This is a genomic window from Citrobacter gillenii, from assembly GCF_013337685.1.
Lineage (GTDB): Bacteria > Pseudomonadota > Gammaproteobacteria > Enterobacterales > Enterobacteriaceae > Citrobacter > Citrobacter gillenii.
This window is the reverse complement of sequence record NZ_SUQN01000001.1, coordinates 700,600-726,719: the sequence shown is the minus strand read 5'-3', so window position 1 is coordinate 726,719 and position 26,120 is coordinate 700,600. Positions and strand designations below refer to the sequence as shown.

At 53.9% G+C, this 26,120-nt stretch carries 30 protein-coding genes and 2 tRNA genes; 12 read left to right on the top strand and 20 right to left on the bottom strand.

All coding sequences use genetic code 11. The features are described 5' to 3' along the window. Positions 1-163 precede the first annotated feature (163 nt). Genes FCH32_RS03410 through yobA form a run of 3 tightly spaced genes read right to left on the bottom strand, consistent with a single transcriptional unit; the run spans position 164 to position 1,770 of the window. A complete protein-coding gene (locus FCH32_RS03410) occupies positions 164-502 on the bottom strand; it encodes a YebY family protein (protein ID WP_115258191.1) in 339 nt (112 codons plus the stop codon). Between the two features lie 16 nt (positions 503-518). Then, on the bottom strand, positions 519-1,391 hold the full coding sequence (copD, locus tag FCH32_RS03405) for a copper homeostasis membrane protein CopD (RefSeq protein WP_135911869.1): 873 nt from the start codon (positions 1,389-1,391) through the stop codon (positions 519-521). Between the two features lie 4 nt (positions 1,392-1,395). Further along, positions 1,396-1,770 (bottom strand): CopC domain-containing protein YobA, encoded by a 375-nt coding sequence (yobA, locus tag FCH32_RS03400; protein WP_135911868.1) that lies wholly within the window; start codon positions 1,768-1,770, stop codon positions 1,396-1,398. A 144-nt stretch (positions 1,771-1,914) separates the two neighbouring features. Here yobA and FCH32_RS03395 point away from each other — a divergent pair, with 144 nt between their 5' ends. From FCH32_RS03395 to exoX, 3 genes are all read left to right on the top strand, one after another. After that, a complete protein-coding gene (locus tag FCH32_RS03395; RefSeq protein WP_174360495.1) occupies positions 1,915-2,139 on the top strand; it encodes a DNA polymerase III subunit theta in 225 nt (74 codons plus the stop codon). A gap of 106 nt (positions 2,140-2,245) precedes the next feature. Continuing rightward, on the top strand, positions 2,246-2,902 hold the full coding sequence (locus tag FCH32_RS03390) for a carbon-nitrogen hydrolase family protein (RefSeq protein WP_153879980.1): 657 nt from the start codon (positions 2,246-2,248) through the stop codon (positions 2,900-2,902). Between the two features lie 23 nt (positions 2,903-2,925). Further along, a complete protein-coding gene (gene exoX / locus FCH32_RS03385; protein WP_174360494.1) occupies positions 2,926-3,588 on the top strand; it encodes an exodeoxyribonuclease X in 663 nt (220 codons plus the stop codon). On the opposite strand, the gene ptrB is transcribed toward exoX, so the two are convergent. From ptrB to yebG, 4 genes are all read right to left on the bottom strand, one after another. Beyond that, on the bottom strand, positions 3,585-5,645 hold the full coding sequence (gene ptrB, locus FCH32_RS03380) for an oligopeptidase B (protein WP_096756685.1): 2,061 nt from the start codon (positions 5,643-5,645) through the stop codon (positions 3,585-3,587). The two genes, exoX and ptrB, sit on opposite strands and share 4 nt — an antisense overlap. 86 nt (positions 5,646-5,731) lie before the next feature. Further along, entirely contained in the window at positions 5,732-6,391 is a 660-nt protein-coding gene (locus FCH32_RS03375) for a tellurite resistance TerB family protein (protein ID WP_096756684.1), read from the bottom strand. A gap of 93 nt (positions 6,392-6,484) precedes the next feature. Beyond that, positions 6,485-6,838: a protein YebF gene (gene yebF / locus FCH32_RS03370; protein ID WP_096756683.1), complete on the bottom strand. Its 354-nt coding sequence runs from the start codon at positions 6,836-6,838 to the stop codon at positions 6,485-6,487. A gap of 119 nt (positions 6,839-6,957) precedes the next feature. Then, entirely contained in the window at positions 6,958-7,248 is a 291-nt protein-coding gene (gene yebG, locus FCH32_RS03365) for a DNA damage-inducible protein YebG (protein WP_115258185.1), read from the bottom strand. 131 nt (positions 7,249-7,379) lie between these two features. On the opposite strand from yebG, the gene purT reads away from it, so the two are divergent. Then, positions 7,380-8,558: a formate-dependent phosphoribosylglycinamide formyltransferase gene (gene purT / locus FCH32_RS03360; RefSeq protein WP_174360493.1), complete on the top strand. Its 1,179-nt coding sequence runs from the start codon at positions 7,380-7,382 to the stop codon at positions 8,556-8,558. Between the two features lie 316 nt (positions 8,559-8,874). Here the strand turns inward: purT and FCH32_RS03355 are convergent. Next, positions 8,875-8,950, bottom strand: a tRNA-Asn gene (locus FCH32_RS03355). Positions 8,951-8,956: 6 nt separating this feature from the next. Here FCH32_RS03355 and FCH32_RS23400 point away from each other — a divergent pair. The 3 genes from FCH32_RS23400 (at position 8,957) to FCH32_RS03345 (ending at position 10,773) form a co-directional block, all read left to right on the top strand. Continuing rightward, positions 8,957-9,091 (top strand): DUF5951 family protein, encoded by a 135-nt coding sequence (locus FCH32_RS23400; RefSeq protein ID WP_226794618.1) that lies wholly within the window; start codon positions 8,957-8,959, stop codon positions 9,089-9,091. Positions 9,092-9,110: 19 nt separating this feature from the next. Further along, positions 9,111-10,598 (top strand): EmmdR/YeeO family multidrug/toxin efflux MATE transporter, encoded by a 1,488-nt coding sequence (locus FCH32_RS03350; protein WP_244958373.1) that lies wholly within the window; start codon positions 9,111-9,113, stop codon positions 10,596-10,598. A 99-nt stretch (positions 10,599-10,697) separates the two neighbouring features. Further along, positions 10,698-10,773, top strand: a tRNA-Asn gene (locus tag FCH32_RS03345). A gap of 43 nt (positions 10,774-10,816) precedes the next feature. On the opposite strand, the gene FCH32_RS03340 is transcribed toward FCH32_RS03345, so the two are convergent. Next, complete coding sequence (locus tag FCH32_RS03340) at positions 10,817-11,704, bottom strand: LysR substrate-binding domain-containing protein (RefSeq protein ID WP_174360491.1); 888 nt, start codon at positions 11,702-11,704, stop codon at positions 10,817-10,819. 109 nt (positions 11,705-11,813) lie between these two features. Here FCH32_RS03340 and FCH32_RS03335 point away from each other — a divergent pair, with 109 nt between their 5' ends. The 5 genes from FCH32_RS03335 to FCH32_RS03315 all read left to right on the top strand — a co-directional run bounded on the left by FCH32_RS03335 (position 11,814) and on the right by FCH32_RS03315 (position 17,140). Beyond that, positions 11,814-12,404, top strand: a complete 591-nt coding sequence (locus tag FCH32_RS03335; RefSeq protein WP_117343332.1) for a nuclear transport factor 2 family protein — start codon at positions 11,814-11,816, stop codon at positions 12,402-12,404. A 52-nt stretch (positions 12,405-12,456) separates the two neighbouring features. Continuing rightward, the gene (gene dctP / locus FCH32_RS03330; RefSeq protein ID WP_244958372.1) at positions 12,457-13,500 is read left to right on the top strand and encodes a TRAP transporter substrate-binding protein DctP; all 1,044 of its coding nucleotides are present in this window, start codon (positions 12,457-12,459) and stop codon (positions 13,498-13,500) included. Positions 13,501-13,745: 245 nt separating this feature from the next. Then, positions 13,746-14,783 (top strand): extracellular solute-binding protein, encoded by a 1,038-nt coding sequence (locus FCH32_RS03325; protein ID WP_115258172.1) that lies wholly within the window; start codon positions 13,746-13,748, stop codon positions 14,781-14,783. Then, a complete protein-coding gene (locus FCH32_RS03320) occupies positions 14,767-16,455 on the top strand; it encodes an ABC transporter permease (RefSeq protein ID WP_115258171.1) in 1,689 nt (562 codons plus the stop codon). The genes FCH32_RS03325 and FCH32_RS03320 overlap by 17 nt, the downstream gene beginning before the upstream one ends. Before the next feature lie 10 nt (positions 16,456-16,465). After that, on the top strand, positions 16,466-17,140 hold the full coding sequence (locus tag FCH32_RS03315) for an ABC transporter ATP-binding protein (protein ID WP_135911860.1): 675 nt from the start codon (positions 16,466-16,468) through the stop codon (positions 17,138-17,140). Between the two features lie 30 nt (positions 17,141-17,170). On the opposite strand, the gene ldtA is transcribed toward FCH32_RS03315, so the two are convergent. The 11 genes from ldtA to cbiK all read right to left on the bottom strand — a co-directional run bounded on the left by ldtA (position 17,171) and on the right by cbiK (position 26,115). Beyond that, positions 17,171-18,097 (bottom strand): L,D-transpeptidase, encoded by a 927-nt coding sequence (gene ldtA, locus FCH32_RS03310; protein ID WP_117343330.1) that lies wholly within the window; start codon positions 18,095-18,097, stop codon positions 17,171-17,173. A 118-nt stretch (positions 18,098-18,215) separates the two neighbouring features. Next, positions 18,216-19,280: a nicotinate-nucleotide--dimethylbenzimidazole phosphoribosyltransferase gene (gene cobT / locus FCH32_RS03305; protein WP_135911859.1), complete on the bottom strand. Its 1,065-nt coding sequence runs from the start codon at positions 19,278-19,280 to the stop codon at positions 18,216-18,218. A gap of 25 nt (positions 19,281-19,305) precedes the next feature. Then, positions 19,306-20,049: an adenosylcobinamide-GDP ribazoletransferase gene (gene cobS, locus FCH32_RS03300; RefSeq protein WP_135911858.1), complete on the bottom strand. Its 744-nt coding sequence runs from the start codon at positions 20,047-20,049 to the stop codon at positions 19,306-19,308. Then, positions 20,046-20,591: a bifunctional adenosylcobinamide kinase/adenosylcobinamide-phosphate guanylyltransferase gene (gene cobU / locus FCH32_RS03295; RefSeq protein WP_096756671.1), complete on the bottom strand. Its 546-nt coding sequence runs from the start codon at positions 20,589-20,591 to the stop codon at positions 20,046-20,048. Before cobU ends, cobS begins: the two co-directional genes overlap by 4 nt. Beyond that, the gene (locus FCH32_RS03290) at positions 20,588-22,108 is read right to left on the bottom strand and encodes a cobyric acid synthase (protein WP_174360490.1); all 1,521 of its coding nucleotides are present in this window, start codon (positions 22,106-22,108) and stop codon (positions 20,588-20,590) included. The genes cobU and FCH32_RS03290 overlap by 4 nt, the downstream gene beginning before the upstream one ends. Then, positions 22,105-22,920, bottom strand: coding sequence for an energy-coupling factor ABC transporter ATP-binding protein (locus FCH32_RS03285; RefSeq protein WP_146716945.1), 816 nt, complete (start codon positions 22,918-22,920; stop codon positions 22,105-22,107). Before FCH32_RS03285 ends, FCH32_RS03290 begins: the two co-directional genes overlap by 4 nt. Positions 22,921-22,928: 8 nt before the next feature. Beyond that, positions 22,929-23,606, bottom strand: coding sequence for an energy-coupling factor ABC transporter transmembrane protein (locus FCH32_RS03280; RefSeq protein WP_174360522.1), 678 nt, complete (start codon positions 23,604-23,606; stop codon positions 22,929-22,931). Further along, the gene (locus FCH32_RS03275) at positions 23,593-23,874 is read right to left on the bottom strand and encodes an energy-coupling factor ABC transporter substrate-binding protein (protein ID WP_096756667.1); all 282 of its coding nucleotides are present in this window, start codon (positions 23,872-23,874) and stop codon (positions 23,593-23,595) included. Before FCH32_RS03275 ends, FCH32_RS03280 begins: the two co-directional genes overlap by 14 nt. A 2-nt stretch (positions 23,875-23,876) precedes the next feature. Beyond that, positions 23,877-24,614 carry a cobalt ECF transporter S component CbiM gene (gene cbiM / locus FCH32_RS03270; RefSeq protein WP_096756666.1) on the bottom strand — a complete coding sequence of 246 codons (738 nt, stop codon included), beginning with the start codon at positions 24,612-24,614 and terminating at the stop codon, positions 23,877-23,879. Then, positions 24,611-25,324: a cobalt-factor II C(20)-methyltransferase gene (locus tag FCH32_RS03265; protein ID WP_117343324.1), complete on the bottom strand. Its 714-nt coding sequence runs from the start codon at positions 25,322-25,324 to the stop codon at positions 24,611-24,613. The genes cbiM and FCH32_RS03265 overlap by 4 nt, the downstream gene beginning before the upstream one ends. Continuing rightward, entirely contained in the window at positions 25,321-26,115 is a 795-nt protein-coding gene (gene cbiK, locus FCH32_RS03260) for a sirohydrochlorin cobaltochelatase (RefSeq protein ID WP_115258164.1), read from the bottom strand. The genes FCH32_RS03265 and cbiK overlap by 4 nt, the downstream gene beginning before the upstream one ends. Between the last annotated feature and the right edge of the window lie 5 nt (positions 26,116-26,120).

Here is a 26,120-nt window from a genome sequence, read left to right as displayed (position 1 = left end):
ACCCTGCCATTTAAGAATAGATGACAGCGCCAGGTTTTCCAGTCCGCGACCAAAGTGGCCTGAAAAAAAGGACGATTGTCACCCGCTAGAATGCAAAAACCGCAAGTTCTGCAGCCAGAACGTTGCGGTTTTTTATTGGAAATCAGAAAGCTACATCTGACAATTAACAGAGCTTTTCTGCACGCTCAATAAACGGGGCCAGGCTCATTTTTTCGCCAGATTTTGCCGGATCGTCAATCTGGATAATGTCGATCGGTTTGGCGGTCGTTTTACCGCTTGCCACCTGCTGTCTGGCAATATCGTTCAGCGGGTATTGCACCAGCGTGCTGGGGTTGATGACATACAGCGCATTACCCGGTCGGCACGTCAGCATCACTTCTTCGCGATTAAACGCCCACTTGTCTTTGCCAACCTCAAAGCGACTGACGGTAATAACCTGCGGCGCGGCCAATGCAGCTCCTGAACTTGCCAGCAGTAACACAGAGATAATCAATTTTTTCATACGTTTTGCCAGTCCATCAGAACGGTTCCAGGGTTGCAAACAGGCTGACGATTGCCAGCACGACGGCCCCTATTCCCCATTCAATCTTAGTCATCCAAATAAAATAGAGAGTCATGCAGCGATTATCCTGCTGCATACGTGGTACGAGAACATACCGGTTCGCCAGCGCAATCGCCACCATTAGCGCGACCAGCACACATTTTAACAACAGAAGTTGCCCATAGGCTGCATGCCAGGGAAAGGATAATCCGACAATAAACAGGCCGTTGGTGATGCCCGTAAGCAAGACGCCAATTACGAAAAGATGCCCAAAGCGGGAAAAACGCATCATGGTGGCGATCGCCTGTTGTTGCCAGCGGCCTTGCGCCATTCTCATACAGTAAAGAACGGGCAGCAAGCCGCCAAACCAGGCTGCGGCGCAGACCAGATGCAGAGCGTGATTAAGCTGCTGCACCGCCCGCGTTGCGCCGTCATGCAGCGTCGCATGTCCGACACCGGCTAATAAAATACACTGCGCAATTGTCAGCATCAGCAGCAGTCGTGACATACTGCGCGGCACAATGAGGGTCACCACCAGCGTAACCAGAGCGAGGATAATTTGCCACAGCCATACGCCGCCAAACTGCGTTTGCAGGACCGCTCCCCATATATCAACGGAGAAAACGTCCTGCCAGCCGGCCCCCATTAATCCCCCCTGGACAGCCAGCATCAGCGTCGCGCTGATAAAGCTCCACATCGCGGCATGGCGTTGCAGGCGCATAAAACGGCGCATCATTAAACGTCGTACCGAAACAGGTGCCAACCAGGCGCCGTACAGCGCACAGCCAAATACCAGCATTAAAGAGGTGAAATGGATAAACCGCAGCGTAACCCAGGTGAATGCCAGCATCGTTTTATTTCACGCTAAAGGTATAGTGTCCTTTGGTTTTGTGACCGTCTACCGACACAACGTGCCAGTCAACCGTATATTTTCCGGCGTCCAGCGATTGTTCCACAGGAACGATCAGTTGCGTCTTATCCTGCTCATTACGCGTCGCCTTACCCGTTTTAATCGGCTGCTGCTGTGGGCCTGTCAGCGTTGCACCGCTGAATGCAGGTTCAACGCCCTCTGAAAAATTCAGGGTCAGCGCCTCAGGAGACACGGTAATCTGCGCATTCGCTGCCGGATTTAGTTGCGTCAGGTGTGCATGTGCCAGTGCGGCAGGAGAAATCAACGTGGAGACGAGAGCGATGAGAGCAAAGCGAAGTGAGGATGCAGATGAAGCCATATCAACTATTCCTTTTTGTTATGTCTAATCTATAGAGAATAACCTTCTACAATGAACGAGTCGAGAATCATCAATTCAGGCTTGCCATTAGCGCACACTCTTAGTAACTTTTGCGCGCTACGGGATACCTATAAGGAGAAACGCATGAATCTGGCCAAACTCGAACAATCTGAAATGGATAAGGTCAATGTTGACCTGGCCGCCGCTGGTGTCGCCTTTAAAGAGCGCTATAACATGCCTGTTGTTGCCGAAGTCGTCGAACGTGAGCAACCCGCACACCTGCGAGACTGGTTTCGTGAACAGTTAATTGCGCATCGTTTAGCGTCCGTTTCCCTCTCACGTTTACCTTACGAGCCGAAAGTTAAATAAACCTTATAATACGTTACGATTCCTTACATGATGACTGCTACAGTATAAGTATATTCTTAATCTATACTTTAGAGATGATTGTAGACACTATGAAAAGGAAGTCATTATGTCACACTGGAAAATTGCCGCAGCGCAGTATGAACCGCTTCAAACCTCACTAACTGAACACGTCGCCCATCACCTGCAATTCATCAGGGCGGCGGCCAAATGCCAATGTGAATTGCTGGTTTTCCCCTCCCTTTCTCTATTAGGTTGTATGGATGAAAGCGATGAGCTGCCAGCCCCACCCGATGAATCTCTGTTGCAGCCCCTCGCCCACGCCGCGGCGACGTATCGCATGACCATTATTGTGGGGTTGCCGGTTGAACATAACGAACGTTTTGTGAAAGGTATGGCGCTTTTTTCGCCGTGGATGACCGCCCCCTTAATGTTCCACCAGAGCCATGGGGCTTGTATTGCCAGACAGCGAAATACCATTAGCGTTGTCGACAGCCAGCCAGAAGGCATCGATATTGATCCTGCGTTTTCACTGTTTACCACCTGCCAGTGCGTCAGCGAACCTGAACTTCTCTCATCAACCTCTCGCCTGCAACGTTTCTCGCATCAGTTCGCCATTGCGGTACTGATGGCCAATGCACGCGGAAGCAGCGCATTATGGGATGAACGGGGCCGTTTAATTGTTCGCGCGGACAGCGGCTCACTGCTCTTAACCGGCAAGCGCACCTCTCAGGGTTGGCAAGGCGATATCATTCCATTACGCTAGGCGTTTTCGGCCAGGAGCATGGCATGCTGCGCATAATAGATACAGAAACCTGCGGTCTGCAGGGAGGCATTGTTGAGATCGCATCTGTCGATGTGGTTGATGGCAAAATTGTGAATCCGATGAGCCACCTGGTGCGACCCGACCGCCCCATCAGCCCGCAGGCAATGGCGATACATCGGATTACGGAAGCCATGGTGGCGGATAAACCGTGGATTGAAGACGTCATCCATCATTATTACGGTAGCGAGTGGTACGTCGCGCACAACGCCAGTTTCGACCGTCGCGTATTGCCGGACATGCCGGGGGAATGGATTTGCACGATGAAGCTGTCCCGCCGCCTGTGGTCGGGGATAAAATACAGCAACATGGCGCTGTATAATTCCCGCAAGCTGAGCGTACAAACCCCCGTTGGTTTGCATCAGCACCGCGCGCTATACGATTGCTACATTACCGCGGCACTGCTGATCGACATCATGAACACCTCAGGCTGGTCGGCAGAGCAAATGGTCGAGATCACCGGTCGCCCTGCGCTGTTAACCACATTTACCTTTGGTAAATACCGCGGTAAACCCGTTTCCGAGGTGGCAGAACGCGATCCGGGCTATCTGCGCTGGCTGTTTAATAACCTTGACAGTATGAGCCCGGAACTGCGGTTAACATTGAAGCACTATCTGGATAACGCCTAGACGGCCGCGTTGCCGGGCAACGTCCCCTGCGCCAGGCCAATCAAAAAGGCGAACTCAAGGGCCACACCTTCATAAGATTTAAAGCGTCCGGACTTGCCGCCGTGACCGGAGTCCATATCCGTACACAGCAACAGTAGATTGTCGTCCGTTTTCAGCTCCCTCAGTTTCGCTACCCACTTTGCCGGTTCCCAGTATTGCACCTGGGAGTCGTGAAGCCCGGTGGTGACCAGCAGATGCGGATAAGCCTGTGTGGTGACGTTATCGTATGGGCTGTAGCTTTTCATGTAAGCGTAATATTCTACATCCTGCGGGTTGCCCCACTCTTCAAATTCTCCGGTGGTGAGCGGGATCGACTCGTCCAGCATCGTTGTGACTACGTCAACAAACGGCACTTGGGCAACCACGCCGTGAAATAACTCCGGACGTTCGTTAATGGCGACCCCCATCAGCATTCCACCCGCGCTTCCTCCCATGCCGTAGCAGAGTGAAGGCGCTCCGTAGCCCAGTTTGAGCAGCGCGTCACAGACGTCGAGATAATCGTTGAAGGTATTTTTCTTCTGCAAGAATTTACCGTCTTCGTACCACTGCTGCCCCAGCTCACCACCGCCACGGACGTGGGCAATAGCATATACAAAGCCGCGATCCAGCAGGCTCAAACGGCTGCTGCTGAAATCAGCATCCATGCTGGCGCCATACGAACCATATCCATATACCAGCAGTGGATTTTTCCCTTTTTGGAAATGCCGCTGATGATAAACCAGTGAAACCGGCACCTCTACGCCATCACGGGCGGTTACCCATACATGCTCGCTGCGGTAGTTTGTCGCATCAAAACCGGGGACATCCGTCTGTTTGAGCACCCGTCGCTCTCCGGTGTCCATATCCAGTTCAAATAGCGTGTCCGGTGTCGTCATGGATGAATATCCATAGCGCAGCCGCGACGTCTCCGGTTCGGGATTATAAGCAAGCCAGGTGACATAAGCCGGGTCGTCAAAGGCAATCCCAACCACTTCACGCGTCTTACGGTTGATCTGCCGCAGGCTGGTTAAGCCCTGCTGACGTTCTTCCACCACCAGCCAATCGGTAAACAGCGTAAACCCTTCCAGCATAACGTTTTCACGCGGCGGAATTAACGCTTCCCAGGTCTGTTCATCACGCACACGGGTACGGTACAGACCAAAGTTTTTACCCTGTCGGTTAGATCGAAGATAAAACGCGTGCTGATAGTGATCGAGGCTGTACTCATGGTCTTTACGCCGCGGTAAAAAAACCAACGGTTCAGCGTCGGCCAGCTCAGCGTCAAGCAGCAGAACCTCACTGGTGGTCGCACTGGCAATATGAATAACGACATAATGCTGCGAAGTCGTTTTGTGCAGACTGACATAAAACATATCGTCTGCCTCTTCATATACCAGCCTGTCTTCGGATGACGGCGAACCGATGGTGTGTCGCCAGACCTGATACGGCAGTAACGTTGTTTCATGCTTACGCACGTAGTAGAAAGTTTGCGAGTCATTGGCCCAGACGAGTTCAGGCTCGACGTTGTCGAGGACTTCCGGATACCAGTTACCGCTTTGCAGATTGCGAAAACGCACACCATATTGCCGGCGCGAGAGATAATCCTCAGCCAGCGCCATGATGGTGTTGTCCGGGGAGATTGCCAGACCGCCCAGTGTATAAAACTCGCTGTGAGCTGCGCGCTGGTTTCCGTCCAGCAACGTATCCCAGGCATCCCACTCTTCGCTGAGCGCAGACTGACGCTGGTAAATGGCATACTCACAACCGGGCTCATAGATATGCCGGTAGCGATAACCGTTTTTCACGTAGGGAGCCGAAACATCCTGCGGGGGAATACGGTCGATAATTTCTTTCAGCACGCGATCCTGTAATGCCTGCTGTGAGGCCATAACCTGGCGACCATAAGCATTTTCTTGCTGCAGGTAATCGAGGACCTCTGGCTGCGAGCGCGTGTCATCTCGCAACCAGTAATAATTATCGACGCGGGTGTCGCCATGTTGCGTCATGGCGTGTGGAATACGAGGAGCGTTCGGTAGCATGTCACTGTTCTTTTGCTTAATCATCCTATAAGGGTGGCAAAAGTCAGCAATGATGCAAGCGAAATATGCTCCTGCGCCGTAACTATTTAGCCCGGCAATGCCTGTTTTTGTTGCTTAAGATCTTGCTCAATACCTTCTCGAACATCCTGTGGAATCTTTAACGCATCGCCCAGCGCGTTCAGATAGCTGCGCTCCATAAAGTGGTCGATATCAATCGCCGCACAGCTGAGGAAGTAGATTTCCAGCGCCTCTTCTTCGTTGCGGATCCCCTGTGCCAGACGCTGAGGATCCAGCGGTTGCTCAATGGCGCGTTCAATCAGGATACGCCCCTGGTCTTCTACTCCCGCTTCACGCAGCTGCTGATCGATGGCCGCACGCTCTTTTGCATCGATATGACCATCGCTTTTTGCCGCAAAAACCAGCGCGAGGATCAGGCGTTCAGTCCGCTCATCCACCGGCGTACTTTGCACGCCAAACTGCGGCTCATCCTGATGCGCCGTGCGGACTTTATCTTTGTATTTGTTCCATAACACGCTGCCAGCCACCGCGCCGCCACCAACGAGCAGCGCACTGGTACCGTATTTGGTCAACAATTTGCGCGAGGATTTATTGGCTACCAGTAACCCCGCCAGTCCGCCTAATGCGCCGGGAACCAGCAATTTGCTCAGTCCCTGATCGCCCGAAGAAGACGCGGAAGATCCTTTTTGCCCAAGAAGAGATTGCAGTTGATTCAGCCAGTTAGCCATTTTGCCCCTCAAATACTGACGATTAATTATCACAGCGTACCCGAGGGGATGTCAGGAAGTGTCTATTGTAGCAAAAGATGCGCAAATACCAGGTTACTGCGCCAGATACTCTGCGCTGCCCGTTTTGCAATCAACCTTCACCTGATAGCGAATATCCGCACTTTTGCCGCGCACGGTAAGTGGTACCGTCCACTGCCCGTCTTTGCCGACAATGTCCTGTGGATTAACCCAGGCAACGGGATCGAGTTGTCCCAGTTTTTTCTGATCGTCAGCCCAGCGCACGATACGATTTTGCTGATAATCACGTTTCACGCTCGCAGCAATACCGTCGGCGTTCAGTCCCTCACACTTGGGAAACTGAACGGTCTTACTTTCCGTATTTGCAGCAAAGGTCGACACGCTGGCGGATAACAGCAGCAGGCTTAACAGCGTTTTTCTTTTATTCATTCTTTTCTCCTTTATTCCCTTCGTCCTTCAGGCCGCAGAAATGCAACGCGAAATCAGTTGGGTACAGCACAATGATTCAGGGAAAAGCATGGTACAAAACGCCGGGAGCGCAAGTCGGATCAGGCTGCTTGTGTGTCATCTCCGTCGGACGCCGTGTTTTCTACTGCCTGAGGCGACGGCAGTTTGCCGTTTTTCAGGATCGCACTTAGCACGTCTTTTTGCTCGGCCAGCCAAAGAGAAAGCGCTTCACGCTGTTCATCTTCCAGCGCGACCGGCGACTGCTCCAGCCAGGTGTCTAGCAGGTCTGCTGTATCCAGCATTTTGTCATACGCATCGGCTTCCTTTTTGCTGGTAAACGACATTTTTTCCTCACCTTCCCGAATGACTACGTATTTAACTTCAACCGCCATTTTGCAGCCTCTTAAATTACCTGTAATTATGTACAGTATATTCTTTTTCAGCCGCAAAATCAACCTGGTAATAAAGACAGACGCAAACGTTTTCGTATATACTGCGCCCAGATAAAACAGGGGATTAATTTATGACGTTATTAGGCACAGCGCTGCGTCCGGCAGCAACGCGAGTGATGTTATTAGGTTCAGGGGAACTGGGTAAAGAAGTGGCGATTGAATGCCAACGCCTGGGTGTAGAAGTCATCGCCGTGGATCGTTACCCCGACGCGCCAGCGATGCACGTAGCCCACCGTGCGTACGTGATTAATATGCTGGATGGCGAGGCATTGCGCGAGGTTGTCGAGCGCGAAAAACCCCATTATATCGTGCCAGAAATTGAAGCTATTGCGACGGATATGCTGGTAAAACTGGAACAGGAAGGTATGAACGTCGTGCCTTGCGCGCGCGCCACACAGTTGACCATGAACCGTGAAGGCATTCGTCGTCTGGCTGCTGAAGAGCTGTTATTACCCACATCCTCTTTCCGCTTCGCCGATAGCGAAGCCCGCTTTCGAGATGCGGTGGCTGAAATCGGCTTTCCATGTATCGTGAAACCGGTAATGAGTTCTTCCGGCAAAGGTCAGAGCTTTATTCGCTCCGCTGAGCAGCTTACCGAAGCCTGGGAATATGCCCAGCAGGGCGGCCGAGCTGGTGCGGGACGTGTAATCGTGGAAGGGGTAGTGAATTTTGATTTTGAAATCACCCTACTCACCGTCAGCGCCGTTGACGGTGTGCACTTCTGCGCGCCGGTAGGCCATCGCCAGGAAGATGGCGATTACCGCGAATCCTGGCAGCCGCAGCAGATGAGTGAACTGGCGCTGAAACGCGCACAGGAAATTGCCCGCAAGGTCGTGCTGGCGTTGGGCGGTCACGGATTGTTTGGCGTAGAGCTATTTGTTTGCGGTGATGAGGTAATTTTCAGCGAAGTCTCCCCTCGCCCACACGACACCGGCATGGTGACGTTAATTTCGCAGGATCTGTCCGAGTTTGCGCTGCACGTCCGCGCGTTCCTCGGATTACCCATCGGCGCAATCCGCCAATATGGTCCGTCCGCATCAGCCGTTATCCTGCCACAACTCACCAGTCAGAATGTGACGTTTAATCACGTAGAAAGTGCCGTTGGCGCAGGTTTGCAGCTTCGTCTGTTCGGTAAGCCGGAAATTGATGGCTCACGTCGCTTAGGCGTTGTGCTGGCAACAGATGAAAGCGTTGACGAGGCGGTTGAACGGGCAAAGAATGCTGTCGCACAGGTGAACGTCGCAGGATAAAATATCGGGCCTTCTGGCCCGTTTTAAGGTATTCCGTCGGACCGAAAAGCGTAGTGGACTGCACCCCAAGATTGGTTATCCAACTGAATAAGGTGCAGTTTTTTTTGACTAAATCACAATATTCTCTGGAAACGAAACTGACGTTAGTTGACCGTATTCTCTCCAAAAAGGATCGGACCCTTCGCACAGCAAAACGTTTGGGATAAACAATTTTCGATAGGTGAAACCGCCGCCTGGCTTGCTATCCCGACTCAAACGGCTGTACTGCGCTAAAAGCAAAAAACCCGCTTAGTTTCCTAAGCAGGTTTCTTAAATATGGCTCCTCTGACTGGACTCGAACCAGTGACATACGGATTAACAGTCCGCCGTTCTACCGACTGAACTACAGAGGAATCGGTGTGGAGGCTTATCTTAGCGGCGAAAAATTTTTTGTCAAACCCCATTTCCTTCAATGCGTATCAATTGGTGCTTCTCTCGACAGTTTGTTGCATTTACAGACATTTTATATGGAAAAAACTTTGCAGCTTTTTTGATTCTCCCTCATCATTTGAAATGAGGTTTCAACTTTCTTCATTAAGGTCCACTTTGAACGTCTCCGCTGCCTTACGCCAGGTCGTTTCCCGCACGCCCTGGTACGCCAAACGCAAGAGTTATAAAGTTCTATTCTGGCGCGAAATCACCCCGCTTGCCGTACCTATTTTTCTGGAAAATACCTGCGTGCTCTTAATGGGGGTACTGAGTACCTTCCTGGTAAGCTGGCTGGGCAAAGAAGCGATGGCAGGCGTCGGCCTCGCCGACAGTTTCAATATGGTCATCATGGCATTTTTTGCCGCCATCGATCTTGGCACCACGGTAGTCGTGGCCTTTAGTCTGGGAAAACGCGATCGTCGTCGAGCCCGAGCCGCAGCCAGACAGTCACTGGTGATCATGACAATTTTTGCCGTCGTGCTGGCCGCGATCATTCATTACTTTGGGGAACAGATCATTAATGTCGTTGCCGGAGAAGCGACACCTGAGGTTAAAGCGCTGGCGCTAACGTATCTTGAACTGACGGTGCTCAGTTATCCTGCGGCAGCCATTGCGTTGATCGGCAGTGGGGCGCTACGCGGTGCTGGTAACACCAAAATACCGCTGCTGATTAACGGCGGTATGAACATACTGAACATCATCATCAGTAGTATCCTGATCTACGGTATTTTTTCCTGGCAAGGGCTGGGGTTTGCAGGCGCTGGGCTGGGGTTGACGATTTCTCGTTACATCGGTGCTGTCGCCATTATCTGGGTATTGATGATTGGTTTTAACCCAGCGCTGCGGATTCCCCTGAAGAGCTATTTTAAGCCGTTGAATTTTTCCATTATCTGGGAGGTGATGGGGATCGGTATTCCTGCGAGTATCGAATCAGTACTGTTTAACGGCGGTAAGCTGCTCACTCAGATGTTTGTCTCAGGGATGGGAACCAGCGTCATTGCCGGTAACTTTATTGCCTTCTCTATCGCAGCACTGATTAACCTGCCCGGCAATGCTCTGGGTTCTGCCTCCACCATTATTACCGGGCGGCGTCTGGGAAATGGACAGATTGCCCAGGCTGAGATTCAGTTGCGGCATGTATTCTGGCTATCCACAATTGGTTTAACCGCCATAGCCTGGTTATCAGCTCCCTTTGCCGGATTAATGGCCTCGTTCTATACCCGCGATCAGGATGTAAAAGAGGTCATAGTTGTTCTGATTTGGCTCAACGCGGCATTTATGCCGATATGGGCGGCATCATGGGTTCTTCCTTCCGGGTTTAAGGGGGCACGCGATGTCCGTTTTGCAATGTGGGTTTCCATGCTGGGCATGTGGGGCTGTCGCGTGGTGGCAGGTTATACCCTCGGGATCGTCTTAGATTGGGGTGTCGTCGGGGTTTGGATGGGGATGTTCTTCGACTGGGCAGTGCGTGCTGCGCTGTTTTACTGGCGCATGATCTCCGGGCGATGGTTATGGAAGTATCCGCGTCCGGAACGGGAAAAGTCTATAAAACAACCCGTTGCGTCTGAATAAGCAACGAAATGAAGAAATATTCGGCAAACGATCGCATTTCTCCATTCAGGCTTTGACAACGCTGACTGGCATCGCTAATATTCGCCCCGTTCACACGATTCCTCTGTAGTTCAGTCGGTAGAACGGCGGACTGTTAATCCGTATGTCACTGGTTCGAGTCCAGTCAGAGGAGCCATATTTAAGAAGCCTACTTAGGAAACTAAGCGGGTTTTTTGCTTTTATACTCCCGCATTTTCACGCGCTATCTGCAGAAAAGCCTGTACAGCCCCCTTATTCTCTTGTTGCCTGCTGATGAGCATCAGATTCGCCGACAGTTCCGGCGCATCCAGTGGGCGGTATACCAATCCAGGAATATTCACATGCTGCAGAGGATCGGGCACCAGCGCCAGCCCCTGACCGGCGGCGGCGAGTGCAAGCACGCTTAGAGTACTTGCGGTGCAATGGGCGATACGCGGAGCATGGCCCATAATTTCGGTAAGTGCGGTGTAAAGCGACTCATCAGTCCCATGCGCGTCATAAAAAATGAGTGGCTGCTCGGCGAGCATATCGATTGTCAGCGACGCCCGTGCGGCCAACGGATGGTCGTCAGCCATCGCCACTTGCCGGTGCCAGACACCGATCTGTTCAGCCATTAGCGCGGCATCATGGATTTTGTGGTGATCGGGGGTATAACCCACATCGAGCTGTCCCGTCAGGATAGCCTCGGCTTGCAACAACGGTGCGACTTCATTCACAACCAGTTCGGCATCAGGGTAGGTTCGGCGAAAAGCACGTAGATCGTTGGTGAGCTTGCCGCTAAAGACGGCATTACCGGCAAACCCCACGCGTACTTGACCCGTTTCACCGCGTATTGAGCGCTGAACGGTCAGTCGGGCGTGATCCGCTTGCTCCAGCGTGCGCTGCGCCTCGACCTGTAGTAGCCGCCCGGCGTCCGTTAACTCCACTTTGCGGCTGGTGCGTACAAACAGCGGACCACCGAGTTCCTCTTCCAGGGCCTTGATTTGCATACTCAGCGCAGGTTGGACGATATGCAGACGTTGAGCCGCGCGACCAAAATGGCCTTCTTCGGCAACAGCCAGAAAATAGCGCAGATGGCGCAGATCCATATCGTTACTCCGTCATCAAATAAAATGATTGATCAGTCATATCTATCTATTTGAGTTTATCTCCATTGGGGATGAGACTGAAATCCAATCCCATACCAGAGTACATGTTATGCAAAATTATTTGGACGACCGTCAGCAAATCACCGATCTTCTCACGGGCTGGATGCACCGCGATCTGGGGGAATGGGAGCAGCTGCGCAACCTTTTTCACCCGGACGGCACCATTGAAATCACGTGGTTTGAGGGCCTCGCCAGCGATTTCGTTGAGGGCTCAATGCGGATGGGAGCGTCAGATGTGCGCACCAAGCATCTGATTGGCACGCCGGTAGTCACCTTCAATGCCAACGCGACGAGGGCTATTGTCGAAACCAACGCCATGATTATCGCTGAGCACGTTAAGCTGAATCTGGGCTGCATTGGTCATAACCGTTTCTATGACATGGCAGAAAAACGCGACGGCGTCTGGAAGCTGTTCCATCGCCAGAGTATTTACGATATGGCCAGCTTTACCTTTCCGCTCGGCATGGTCGCGATTGACCAAAGTGCGGCAGAGAAATATCCGCGTGAATACGCCGCGCTGGCTTATCTGCTGGAAAAAAGTGGTTTTCCGGTTCAGCGCGTCTTTGCCACCCGTGGCAGCGATCTGGAACAACAAATGAAAGCAAGTGGTACGCGCTGGTTAGCCGGGCAGACGGCCTGACAATTTCATCCGCCCTTGACCCTTTTTCATCTCAGCAACGCAAAGGAAATGTATGCGCCCCAACAAAATATACGGAAAATATCTGGCAATGCTGTTCATCGCCCTGCTGCTACCGACCACGGTTTCGGCTACACAAATCCTGACATACAGTGATCATGAACCGCTGGGTGGGATGCGCACTCGCTTTCTTAACGACGTGCTCTTCCCCGCCATTGAGAAAGAGTCAAACGGACGGCTGAAAATAGAGGCGCACTGGAGCGGTGAGCTCAGTAACAGCTACGATGCGTTACGCAACGTTGGCAACGAACGAAAGGTGGATATGGCGACTGTCGTACCTGAATACACCGCCGACGCGCTGCCCCTGAATCAGATATTTAAAAGCTTTCCCGTCGGACCGGCCAGTGAACAACAGGTGGCCTTCTTCCGCCACGTCTACGCTGACATCCCGGCATTCCCGGCTGAGCTTGAGAAAAATAATGTGGTGAGTATTTTCCTTGCCACTGGCTATCCACTGGCCTTTTTCAGCGCTAAGCCCATAGCGACGTTGAGCGATATCAAAGGCGGCACATGGCGCTCTGCCAGCTTCTGGCACCGTGATTTTCTGCAAAACGCTGGGGCTAAACCGGTGACCATGCCCTGGGGTGAAAAGACCTATAACGCGCTAAAAACGGGGGCAATCGATGGCATGATGCTGAACGTGGACAGCGGTTACGATCTTAAAGCGTATCAGTTCGCACCCAATGTGCTTCTCGCCAAAAATCTGTGGCTGGGGCATCTCTATATTCTGACGATGAACAAAAAAACCTGGAACGCGCTTTCTCATGAAGATCGGGTCGCCATTCAGCGTGCGGCTGAAACGGCGTATCAATCTCTGGGTTCAGTCATGGACCGGTGTTTTAACACCCAGATAGACGATTTACGCCAGGCTGGGGCCTCGGTACGCGTTCTGCAATCGCAGGAGGTCGCGCAGTGGAACACCGCCACCCAATATCGGGCTGCGCAAACCAAGTGGGTCCACGAGCAGGAAGCGAAAGGCGTCAAAAACGCAGGCACGGTGATGAAACAAGTTAGCGCCATTATGGATGAAACCCTGTAACAAAAAGCGCGCGTAAAACGGTAGCTATCCATGAACTAGAGGCAGGGAGTCTCACCCTCTCTCTACCCGCCACTTTTCGCCGAGTAAACCCCACATCACACCGTTGTTTAAAGTTATGTAAATGTAAATCGTTTAAACTTTGCCATTATTGTAAGTGCTAGTGATTATCATTTATTGTACGCGGGCCAAAAGAACGAGCGCCTGCTCGGGTCACTGTACGTTCCAATTACTCTGGGATATAAACGATGAATGCTCTGCCTCGCACCGGACTGCGCCGTATCACGCTTGCATCTGCCCTGGTCCTCTCCGTCAGCCTGCCGGCTTTCGCACAGGATACGTTAACGCTTTATACCACCCGTGAACCAGGCCTGATCCAACCCCTGCTCGATAGCTGGACAAAAACCAGCGGTATAAAAGTGAGCACGGTGTATATCAAGGATGGCATGCTTGAACGTGTTAAAGCGGAAGGGAAGAACTCCCCTGCAGACCTGCTGATGACCGTCGATGCCGGTAACCTCATCGATTTAGTCGAAGCGGGCGTAACGCAACCGGTAGAGTCCGATGCGCTGAAAGCCGCCATTCCGGCTAACCTGCGCGGTGCAGATAATCAGTGGTTTGCGCTTTCCATGCGTGCACGCGTGCTCTACGCTGAGAAATCGATGCCTATCGATAACTGGCATTATGAGCAGCTCGCAAGCCCGGAGTACAAAGGCAAAGTCTGTATCCGTTCCGGGCAGCATCCGTATAACACCGCATTGATTGCCGCCATGATTGCCCACCACGGTGAGGCCAAAACAGAAGAGTGGCTGCGCGGCGTGAAGGCGAACCTGGCACGTAAAGCAACCGGCGGCGATCGTGACGTTGCCCGCGATATTCTGGGCGGGATTTGTGATATTGGCCTCGCCAACTCCTATTACGTCGGTCATATGAAAAATGCCAAAGAAGGCACCGATGCACGTCAGTGGGGCGATGCCATTAAAGTGGTGAAACCGACCTTTGAGAAAGGCGGCACGCACGTCAACATTAGCGGTGCTGCCGTAGCCCGTTACGCACCCAATAAAGCCGACGCCGTTAAGCTGATGGAATATCTGGTTTCCGCACCTGCCCAGCAACAGTACGCGAAAGCGAACTTCGAATACCCGGTACTCAAAGGTGTAACGCTCGACCCGGTTATCAGCGCCACTATCGGTGAAATCGACGTCGACAAGATCCCGTTAACTGAAATCGTGAAGTACCGTAAACAAGCTAGTCTGCTGGTAGATAAAGTTGGATTCGATCAATAAACCGCTATTGCTTCCGACGTTACGCGGCCTGGTTTCCGGGCCGCAGTCATTATTAACGCCGTTACATCTTGGTGCCCTGTGTATTGCACTCGGTGTCCTGACCCCTATTGTGGCGCTCATCTGGCAGGCCACACAGGCTGATTTGTCTCACTGGGATAATCTCATCACCTGGGTGTTGCCCTCTGCGTTAAAAAACACTGTACTGTTGTTGGCAGGTGTCGCGGTCATGGTCGGCGTGATTGGCGTTGGCAGCGCGTGGGCAGTCACTGCATGGGATTTTCCTGGGCGCAAAATACTGAGCTGGGCGCTGCTGCTGCCGCTGGCGATGCCGACCTATATCGTGGCCTTTGCCTGGCTCGATTTACTGCATCCCATTGGCCCACTGCAAACCTTCATCCGTTTTTTACTCGGTTTCGATAGCCCGCGACAGTTCCGCTTGCCGGATTTACGCTCCCTTTCCGGCGCGATCCTGCTGCTCGGTTTAGTACTGTATCCGTATGTTTATTTAACCACTCGCGCCACGTTTATCAGCCAGCCTGCGCATTTGCTGGAGGCGGCACGTACCCTGGGCTGCAGCGCCAGCGGAACCTTCTTCCGCGTGGCCCTGCCAATGGCCCGTCCGGCGCTGGCGGTCGGGATCAGCCTGGCGCTGCTGGAAACGCTCAATGATATCGGCGCGTCGGAATTCCTTGGGGTACAAACCTTAACCGTCACCGTGTACACCACGTGGATCTCGCGCTCTGATTTATCCGCTGCGGCGCAAATCGCCTGCATGATGTTGATGTTTATCTTTTTTATCCTGACGCTGGAGTTTTACGGTCGCAGAAAACAAGGATTCAGCAGTCGCAGTCTGCGAGAAATTCAACCCACGCGCGTGCATGGCTGGCGCGGTTGGCTGCTCGGCGTGGTTATTTCGCTCCCGGTTGTACTGGGTTTCCTGGCCCCGGTATTGTTTTTACTGTGGGAGAGCGCCAAACGGTTAGGCGGTGAGAATCCGCTGTCCGCGTCATTACTTTCTGCATTGCAAAACACGCTATCGCTGGCGGCTGGTACCACGCTGGTGGTGATTTGCGTCAGCATGCTGGTAGCGTGGAGCGCACGTCGTAGCGCCGCAGACAACGCAATGCCCGGCTTTCGTCGCGGTGTGATGCGTCTGGCCTCGTTAGGTTACGCCGTGCCTGGTACGATTCTGGCGATTGGTTTTCTTCCCCCGGCGATGGCGGTTGACCGCTGGCTGGCCGATCTGCTCGACATGCGCGGTTTACCGCTGATGTCTGCCGGTATTTTGCTGATCATTTGCTGTGCGATGCGTTTTCAGGCCATAGCCATCGGCGCGCTGGATTCCGGGCTGGGCCGTATTCCTCCTTCCCTTGAGCAAGCCTCACGTTTACTGGGAGAAAATGGGGCCGGTACGTTTGCTCGCGTGCATTTCCCGCTGCTGCGTCCAGCGTTGGTAAGCAGTGCATTGCTGGTGTTTGCCGATGCAATGAAAGAGTTGCCCACTACCCTGCTACTACGCCCGGTAAACTTCGAAACGCTGGCCACGCTGCTTTATGCAGAAGCGGCGCGAGGTACCTATGAAGAAGGGGCAATTGCTGCGCTAATGATTGTTTTAGCCGGCACACTGCCTGTTATTTTGCTGGTTCGTCATCAAATGACGCGCCGTGGTTGAGAGAGCAACAATGTCAGAAATCGCGTTACGACTCCAGGATGTACACGTGGCCTACGGCAACAGCCAGCAATCGGTGCTGACCGGCTTTTCAATGTCGGTGCGCAAAGGCGAAATCGCCTGCCTGCTGGGTGCGTCAGGCTGTGGGAAAACCACGGTTTTGCGCGCGGTCGCCGGATTTGAACGCCTGCAACGCGGAGAGATTTATGTTTCACAGCGGCGTGTTGCTGGCCCCGGCGTGCATCTGCCGCCGGAAAAACGGCATGTCGGCATGGTGTTTCAGGAATACGCGTTATTCCCACATCTGACAGCCCAACAAAACGTGGCCTTTGGTTTGCGCCGTCTGCCACGAGAAGCGCAACAGGCCAGAGTCACCGAGCTGTTAAAAATGGTTGAACTACACAGCCACGCCAGCCATTACCCTCATGAGCTTTCTGGCGGGCAGCAGCAGCGTATCGCCCTGGCCCGCGCCCTGGCGCCACATCCGGATATTCTGCTGCTGGATGAACCGTTTTCCAGTCTGGATAAAAGCACCCGCGAGCGTCTGGGTGGCGAGGTGCGGGATATTTTGCGCGCCGCCGGACAAACGGCGCTGCTGGTCACCCACAGTGAGCATGAAGCGCAGTTGATGGCGGACCATATTGGTTTTGTGAAAATGGGTCAGTTTCAAACGAAGCACGCGGCCTGACAGTAACATACAGGCCGCGCGTGGTAGTGATTAGAATCTCTGCACCTGGCTGATATTCACTGGCATCCCGGAGCGGCGTTCCAGCGTTGCATTAGCACGACTGACGTCCACTCCCTCTCCGCTCACAAAACTGCGTAATGCCGGAGTCACCGGCAGTGGGATCTTTTTATCCGACTCATATTCGCTGCGGTTGCGTGACAACGGTTCATGAACTTCAACCCAGCGGCTACCGTCTGGCTCAGTGCTGTATTTAACAGGCCGGTCGATAAGTTGAACCCGCGTTCCCACCGGCACGGTATCAAACAGGTATTTAATATCGTCATTGCGCAGGCGAATACAGCCCTGGCTGACTCGCAGCCCAATTCCGAAATTAGCATTGGTGCCGTGAATAGCGTACAGCTTGCCAATATAAATGGCGTACAACCCCATCGGATTTTCCGGCCCGGCCGGAACAAACGCCGGTAAGCTTTCGCCACGCGCGGCGTATTCCCGGCGGGTATTTGCTGTTGGCGTCCAGCTCGGTGCTTCCTGCTTGCGCTGTACCGTCGTCACCCAGTTGCGCGGCGTTTCTCTCCCCGCCTGACCGATACCGATGGGTAAGATTTCAACTGTATTGCTGTCTTTGGGGTAATAGTAAAGACGCATTTCAGCGACGTTTATAACAATGCCCTCGCGCACGGTATCCGGCAAAATAACCTGCTGTGGCACCACCAACGTAGAGCCCGACTTCGGCAAATAGACATCCACCCCCGGATTGGCTTCCAGCATATTGCTCAGCCCCTGCCCGTACTGCGCCGCAAATGCTTCCAGCGGTTGCGTATTGGCTGGCGGCACCGTAATAGTCAGCGGACTGCCGACCAGGCGGCTGCCCTCTGGCGGCAACGGATAGCTCACCGCCTGAGCTCCCTGGCCGGCAAGCAGTATGATAAGTGAACACAACAGTTTTACACGACGCATCATTGTCCTTTCCTTCGCCGCAGCAGATATCCGTTAATTATAGCTTTTTTATCGGGTTAACGGGGTTACGACGGCCCCTACCAACAAGAACCCCGCCGTTGAGCGGGGTGCAGCTTGACTACGCTTCCTTACCGTCCGGAAGCACAATATTGCTGGCGGCTAAATGCCCCATATTGTTGTACATGGCGCAGGCGGCCTCAACGATCGGCATTGCCAGCGCGGCACCGCTGCCTTCACCTAAACGCATGCCCATGTTGAGATACGGGTCTAGTTCCAGATGCGCCAGGGCGGTACGGGCACCTTTTTCGGCGGAAAAATGTGATGGGATCAGGTACGGCTTAATCTCAGGCGCAATCTGACAGGCTGCCAGCGCAGCGGAATAAGAAAGGAACCCGTCCAGCAACACCGGCAGACCGCAGGAGGCAGCCCCCAGCATCACACCCGTCATCCCCACAAGATCAAAACCACCGACTTTGGCCAGCACATCGATACCATCTGTGGGGTCGGGCTGATTAACGGCGATCGCCCTACGCACCACATCCACCTTATTGCCCACCCGCGAGAGTGGCAGGTTAGCGCCAATCCCCACCACCGCCTCAGCATCACTGCCGGTCAGTACGCTAACAATCGCCGCCGCAGGCGTGGTATTGGCCATGCCCAACTCGCCGACGCCAAACAGCGTGACGCCCTCTTTCGCCAGTTCACGGGTATAGCGCATCACTTCCAGCAACAGTTCCTCGGCCTGAGAACGGTGCATTGCCGGGCCTTCAGCAATATTGCCGCAGCCACGCGCAACGCGCATATTCACCACGCCAGGAATAGGTTCAGCGTCAATCCCCACATCAATCACATGAACCTTTGCGCCAACCTGGGTCGCCAGTACGCAAACGCCGGTCGTGCCACGCGTCATATTTGCTGCCTGAATCGCCGTAACCACTTTCGGCGAAACAGCCACACCTTCATCCCAGACGCCGTGATCGGCGCACATCACCAGCATCGCTTTCCCTCCCACGCGCGGCACGCCCTTCAGGCCTGGCATACCGGCGAGTTGCACGGCCAGGGACTCAAGACGTCCCAGGCTGCCCGGTGGTTTAAGTAAGCCATCAATATGCTGCTGTGCGCGTAACATTGCAGCACTGTCGGGAGAAGGGATCGCGTGGAGTAAAGCGGATAAAGTCTGCATAAGGGTTCTCAATGTGTTGACTGGCTCAAAGCAGAGCCAGTAAGAAGATCAACTCGCCAAGTTCGATGGCCGCGCCAAGCGTATCGCCGGTCTGCCCACCTAACGTGCGTTTTAATAATTGCCCAAGAATGAAAATTGCCACCATCGTGACGACCAGCGCCGCCACTCCACGCATGCCGGGAAGCAGTACAGCAGCAAGGATCGCCGCAAGCCCCAACGTAACGCAGGTTTGTCGTCCGGTTACTTTGCCTATAAAGACATTTCCCAGCCCTTCTTCGCGGGCATAACGATGCCGGTACATCAGCAGAACTGCGGTTCCACGCCCTGCCACACAGGCTGCAGTCAGTGCAGCCAGCATTGGCGTTCCGCGTAGAGCCAGTTCGCTCACCACCAGCACTTTAGCCAGCAGAACAAAGATCAGCGCCAGTCCGCCGTGGGTCCCCAGGCGGCTGTCGCGCATTATTTCCAGCATCCGCTCGCGCCGACGAGCAGAAAACACGCCGTCACAGGTATCCGCCAGACCGTCAAGATGAAAACCGCCGGTCAGCAGCGCCAACGTCAGCACGCTAAACAGCGCTGCCAGCGGGATACCGCACCAGGTTTGCAGCGCCATGAAGACCAGTCCCGTCAACCCTCCCAGCACCACGCCAATCAGCGGGAACATGACGATGCCGCGCGAGTACTGTTCGAACTCCAGTCCTTGCGACCAGCGTGCAGGAACGGGCAAGCGACTGATAAAAGAGAGCATTGCCCAAAACAACTTACTCATTTAATTTTGACTCCAATTCCAGATACCACCAGCCAGACCTCATCTGACGCTGCCGCCAAGCGCTGGTTTACCCGTCCAGCAATATCGCGAAAATGCCGCGCCAGACGATTTTCCGGAACAATCCCCATCCCCACTTCGTTAGTCACCAGCACGACTTTTGCCGGGCAACGCTGACAAGCGTCAATCAGCACACGGATCTCATCCTCAATGGACCGTTCCATCGCGGCGTAGTCCCAGCCATCCGGTGAACTGTCGCCGCCTAACGCAAACAGCTGGTTCGTCACCATCGTGGTAATGCATTCCAGTAAAATCGCCTCGTGCGGATCGTTCTCGGCCGTAATCAGCGCATCAAGATGTTGCCAGCGCTCGGCTGTACGCCAGTGCGCAGGGCGTCCATCACGATGGTGCTGAATTCGCGCCGCCATCTCCTCGTCGAAAATCTGCGACGTCGCGATGTACAGCACGTTTGGGGAGTCCGCGATCAGCGCCTCTGCGTGACGGCTCTTGCCGCTACGGGCACCACCGGTAACCAGAATCATCATACTGGCTCCTGGTGTTGCTGCATGATGGTATAAATTTTCTCAATATCGATGTGTTGCCGCATCGCATCCGCCAGCAGATCAAACTGCTGTGATTTATATTGCGCGTAATGGAAGGTTGAATCCAGTGGTGCTAACCCTTTGCGCACCCGCAGGCCATTCACCAGCGCGCGCGTAAATTCATCGCTATCAAACAGGCCGTGGAGATAGGTGCCGAACGCCAGACCGTCGTGAGTCACCGCGCCATCAGCAACGTTACCGCCCTCTTTTTGCAGCGTCATCACCGACTGACACTCCCCGGATAACACCGTTTCACCCATATGAATTTCATAGCCGCGAACAGCTAACCCTGAGGCGTCTGCCAGCCAGTCCGGCAATGTGGCCGACATTTGCCCTTCAACCAGGGTCGTGGTTTTGTGCTGCGCAAAATGGGTAACGGTATCGAGCAAGCCAAGGCCCGGCAGCGTTCCCAGGCCCGACTCCACGTCATCGATAATGGTCTCGCCGAGCATTTGATAGCCACCGCAAATCCCCACCACCGGCACATTCTGACGGTGTAACTGCAACACGCTGTGCGCAAGACCGCTTTCGCGCAGCCAGACTAAATCGCCGAGCGTATTTTTACTGCCTGGCAAAATCACCAGATCGACGCCTGCCAGCTCTTCCGGGTGGCGAACATAGCGCACCCGAACGTCCGGCTGGGCGGCCAGCGCATTAAAATCCGTAAAGTTGGAAATATGCGGCAGTTGCACCACAGCAATCTCGATATCGCGTTTGTCAGTACGTAAATATTTGCCTTTTTGCAGCGCGACGCCATCTTCATCTTCGAGATCAACATCCAGCCACGGCATCACGCCGAGTACGGGAACGCCGGTCAGCGCTTCAATTTGTTCAATACCGGAATAGAGCAGCGCCACATCGCCACGAAATTTATTGATAATCACGCCTTTTACGCGCGCGCGTTCATGATCATGCAGCAGCGCCAGCGTGCCATAAATCGAGGCAAACACGCCGCCGCGATCGATATCCGCCACCAGCACAACCGGGCACTGCGCCATCTCCGCCATCCCCATATTGACGATATCGCGATCGCGCAGGTTAATTTCAGCCGGGCTTCCCGCCCCTTCCAGCACAATAACGTCAAATTCCTGCGCCAGGCTGTTATAAACCGAAATGATCTGCTCGCGCAGACGCGGTTTGTACTCGTGGTAGCTTACCGCATCCATATCGGTCGCCACTTTGCCCATCAATACCACCTGCGCTTTGCGGTCGCTGGTCGGTTTCAATAGCACCGGATTCATACGTACATCTGGGGTGATCCCTGCCGCTTCAGCCTGGAAAATTTGCGCGCGCCCCATCTCTTTCCCCTCAGGCGTAATACCCGAGTTCAGCGCCATGTTCTGCGATTTGAACGGCGCAGTACGTCGTCCATCCTGATAAAAAATACGACACAGCCCGGCGACTAATACGCTTTTGCCTACATCAGATGCCGTTCCCTGCAACATTATTGCCTGCGTCATGACGCCTCCTTCAGTGCGTTCTCTCGCATACAACGATAAAATTCAGCCTCTGTTTTACACAATGGAAAGCCTAGCTCCGTGTGCAACTTCACCAGCCAGGGCTGAGTTAATCCTGCTTGTTCAATAAGGTCCGTGTGCGCGAATACCTCACCGGGAGTGCCGTGCGTCAGCACTTCTCCCCGGCGCAAAACGTAAACCGCGTCGCTCACTTCATAGATAAGATCGATATCATGGCTGGAAATAACCACATGATTTCCCTGCGCCACGATCCGTTTAATAATCTCAATCATTTGCGTACGGCCCGAGGGATCAAGGCCCGCAGTCGGTTCATCCAGCAGCAGATACTGCGCCTGCAGTACCAGCGCGCCAGCGATCGCCACGCGTTTTTTTTGTCCGTGGCTTAGGCATTGAATAGGCTGATGACGGAAATGTTGTGCATCCACCAGCGTCAGGGCATCTTCCACCCGGCGAGCAATTTCTTTTTCATCCACGCCAATATTGCGCAGGCTAAAGGCGATGTCGCTGTCGATATCGGTATAAAAGATTTGCTGATCGGGGTCCTGAAATACGGTCGCCACCTGCTGACGCAGTGCCAGCAGGCCTCGCTTGCTGTAATCCAGCGGTTTTCCTTGCCACATCACCGCCCCCTGCTGTGGACGCAACAAGCCACTCAGGTTCATAAACAGCGTGGATTTTCCGCACCCATTGGCCCCCACCAGTCCAGTGACGGCCTGCGCGGAAAAATCCAGCGTGAGCCCTTTGAGGACCGGGTCATCCTGATAGCGAAACCAAAGCGCTGAGGTGGCAAGCATACTTATCCTTACAGGTGAAAATCACCCTGATACAGTTTGATATCCAGTGTGGTGGTCATTTGCTGATAGCGGATTAACACACGCGTAAACAACAGCCCCACCAGCATTGCCAACGAGCGATAGCTCAGCGGCACGCTACGATAACCAAAACGCAGCGTTTGCGCGCGGTGAATAGCGAGCGCTTCGTCTAAAAGAATAAAAATAAATCGCCAGGTCAGCAGGATCTGCTCAGTCAGCAGGCGCGGAACGCGCGCCCATTTCAGTAAAAGAATTAATTGCGGGAACGGCAGATTAAGTACCAACCAAAAGGTGGATGCCAGCGCCGCCAGGCTTCGCCAGAATGTTGCATTGGCAGTGAGTACACCCGCTTCGGTGACGCCTAACCAGTAGCTACCCACTGGCAGACTAACCAGTAAACTATGCGGATCGCGACTCACACTGAATAGGATCGTCACTACCCCGACCAGCAAAAAACCAAACGGCAACGCCATCCAGCGACACCAACGCCAGAAAGAGATGCGCAGCAGCCAGCAGCTCAGTGCGGCAATGAGTAACAGCTCGATACCCTGCCCCAACGGAGGCAGGGTAAACGCCAGAATCATCATCACTAACCACAGCAGAATTTTGCGCTGCGGTGTGACATGAAACCAGCGGCTCTGGTAGCTCAGCCTGTCAAGACCGGTCATCACGGCGTTGTCTGCCCTTGGTGTAACCCAGAATGTAGAAAATTACCGCTGCACCGAGCGATCCCTGAAGCGTAAACAGCAGACTTTCAATTTCACCGCTGGCTGGCTCATACAGCGGCTGGAACCACGGCTCATAATGCGGAGCGATGGCCTGAATCTGGCTTTCCGCTTCGCCATCTGATCCTCCGTATTCTCCACCGTGGTTGATGAAAAATGGCAGGACAACCAGCCCAATCACCATTGCTAACAGAATCAGCGTCTTTTTCATGGTTAATGTCCTTGTGCGGTGATGAGCTGCCGTTTGGTGAGCTGGTCATAAATCATCACCGTGAGCAAGCCTTCTGCGATAGCGATTGGGATCTGCGTCAGGCAGAAAATCCCCATGAACTTGATGATGGAGCCCGTAGCACCTACGGACGGGTCAGGGAAAGCAACACCTAGTTGCACCGACGTCACAAAATAGGTCACCAGATCGGCCAGCATGGCGCAGAGGAAGACGCAGACATCACGACGGAACCCCGCACGGCAAGCCATCTTCCACACCATATAGCCGACGACCGGACCAATAACCGCCATCGACATACCATTAGCGCCCAGCGTGGTCAAACCGCCATGTGCCAGCAATAATGCCTGGAATAACAAAACGATGGCCCCGAGAATGGCCACCACGCCTGGCCCGAACAGAATCACCGCCAGACCGACCCCGGTCGGATGCGAACAACTCCCGGTAACAGATGGAATTTTCAGCGCTGACAGCACGAAAATAAACGCGCCACACAGGGCCAGTAACACTTTCTGGTGGTTATCTTCCTGCACAATTTGGCGCAGGCGCACCAGCCCATACCACAGGCAGGGTAAAAACAGCAGCCACCAGGCCAGCGCCCACATCGGCGGTAAAAAGCCTTCCATAATGTGCATAGCAAACGCCTGCTCAGGCACAATCATCAGCAATAGCGCCGCAGCCAACCCGCTGAAAGACAGCTGTTTTAGCTGGTGTTCTAGCTTCATCTTTCATACTCCCACTGTTTATTGACCAGAATGGTCGAGAAATACGGCAGCGGCTGATCGTCACTCACTTCACTGAGTTGGCGCCAGCACTGCTCACCCGGTAGCGTGGCTTCGGACATCATTAACGCGCAGTCCAGAATGCCTTCTTCTTGCAGCAACGCCTTGATGCGTGCAAACCGACCGTAGACCTTCATCAGCACCAGGCTGTCATGCTGCTTTAACGCCTGCCGGATTTCTGCCTCCGGCGCAGTGCACGAGACGACCGCCAGCGACTGCTGTTCCATGGCGAGCGGCGTTTTTGAGCGCGCGGCAATAGCAGCAAATGAGGTCACGCCGGGGACGATTTCTAACCAATCAGGATTACCAATACGCTGGAGTAAAAAGACCCAGGTACTGAACAGCATGGCATCGCCGAGGGTAATGAAACCGACCTGCTTGCCGGCCTCCACTTCCGCAACCAGTGCAGCGGCAACCTCATCCCAGACGGCTTCTTTTTCGGTACTGTCGGCGCTCATCGGGAAATGGCAGCAGCGGATTTCGGTCTGCTCACCGACATATTCCCGAACGATAGACAGCGCCAGGCTGTCGCCACCTTTACGCCCGGCGGGCGCATAGAGAATATCCAGTGAGCCGAGCGTGCGCGCCGCGCGCACGGTTACCAGATCGGAGGCACCTGGCCCGGTGCTCAATGCATACAATTTGCCACTCATGCTGCTTCCTCCAGCGCCACGCTCAGCGCCTGCTGTAAATGTGCCACGAACATGGCGCGTACCGCCGGATTTTCACCCAGACCACTCAGCCATGGCGTGGCCGGAATGCCTGCCGCGTTAAATAATGTTTTCCACGAGTCGTCTTCGTCGGAGGCCATATCGTTGATAGCGTGGTCACCCGCAACCAGCATTAATGGCATAAGATGCACCGCAGTTATCCCTTCGCGACCTAAGCTGTCGATAAGAATATCCACTTCCGGGTAGCTCTCTACCGCACCAACTCGCGCCGGGAAACCCTGCGCGGTCATCATGTGATCGAGGCAGGCATAAGCGGCAAAGGCGTGATGGCTGGCCCCGTGCCCCATAAACACCACTTTTTCGCGCTCACCAAGCGACGGCATCTGCTGCTGCAGCGCCAGCATCAGTTGCGCGTAATCATCATGGCTACTCAGCAGGGGAACCCCCAGCGTCAGGCGGGCAAACAGCGGGCGCATACTTTGTACTTCACGAACTATTTTTTCGTACTCGTCACCGTTAATGATGTGCAGCGACTGAATAGCCACATCCTGATACCCCTGCTCCGCCAGCTTTTGCAGGGCCTGCAACGGCGTGTCGATGTCAATGCCGTCGCGCTGTTTGAGCTTGCGGATGATCATCCCGGAGGTAAATGCCCGAAACAGGTCACGGTCAGGGCAACTGGCCGCAAGATCGCGTTCACAGGCCACAATATTTTTCTCACAGGTGTCGTGATAGCTGGTGCCAAAGCTGACCACCAGAAGCGCCTTTTTCATCTCTA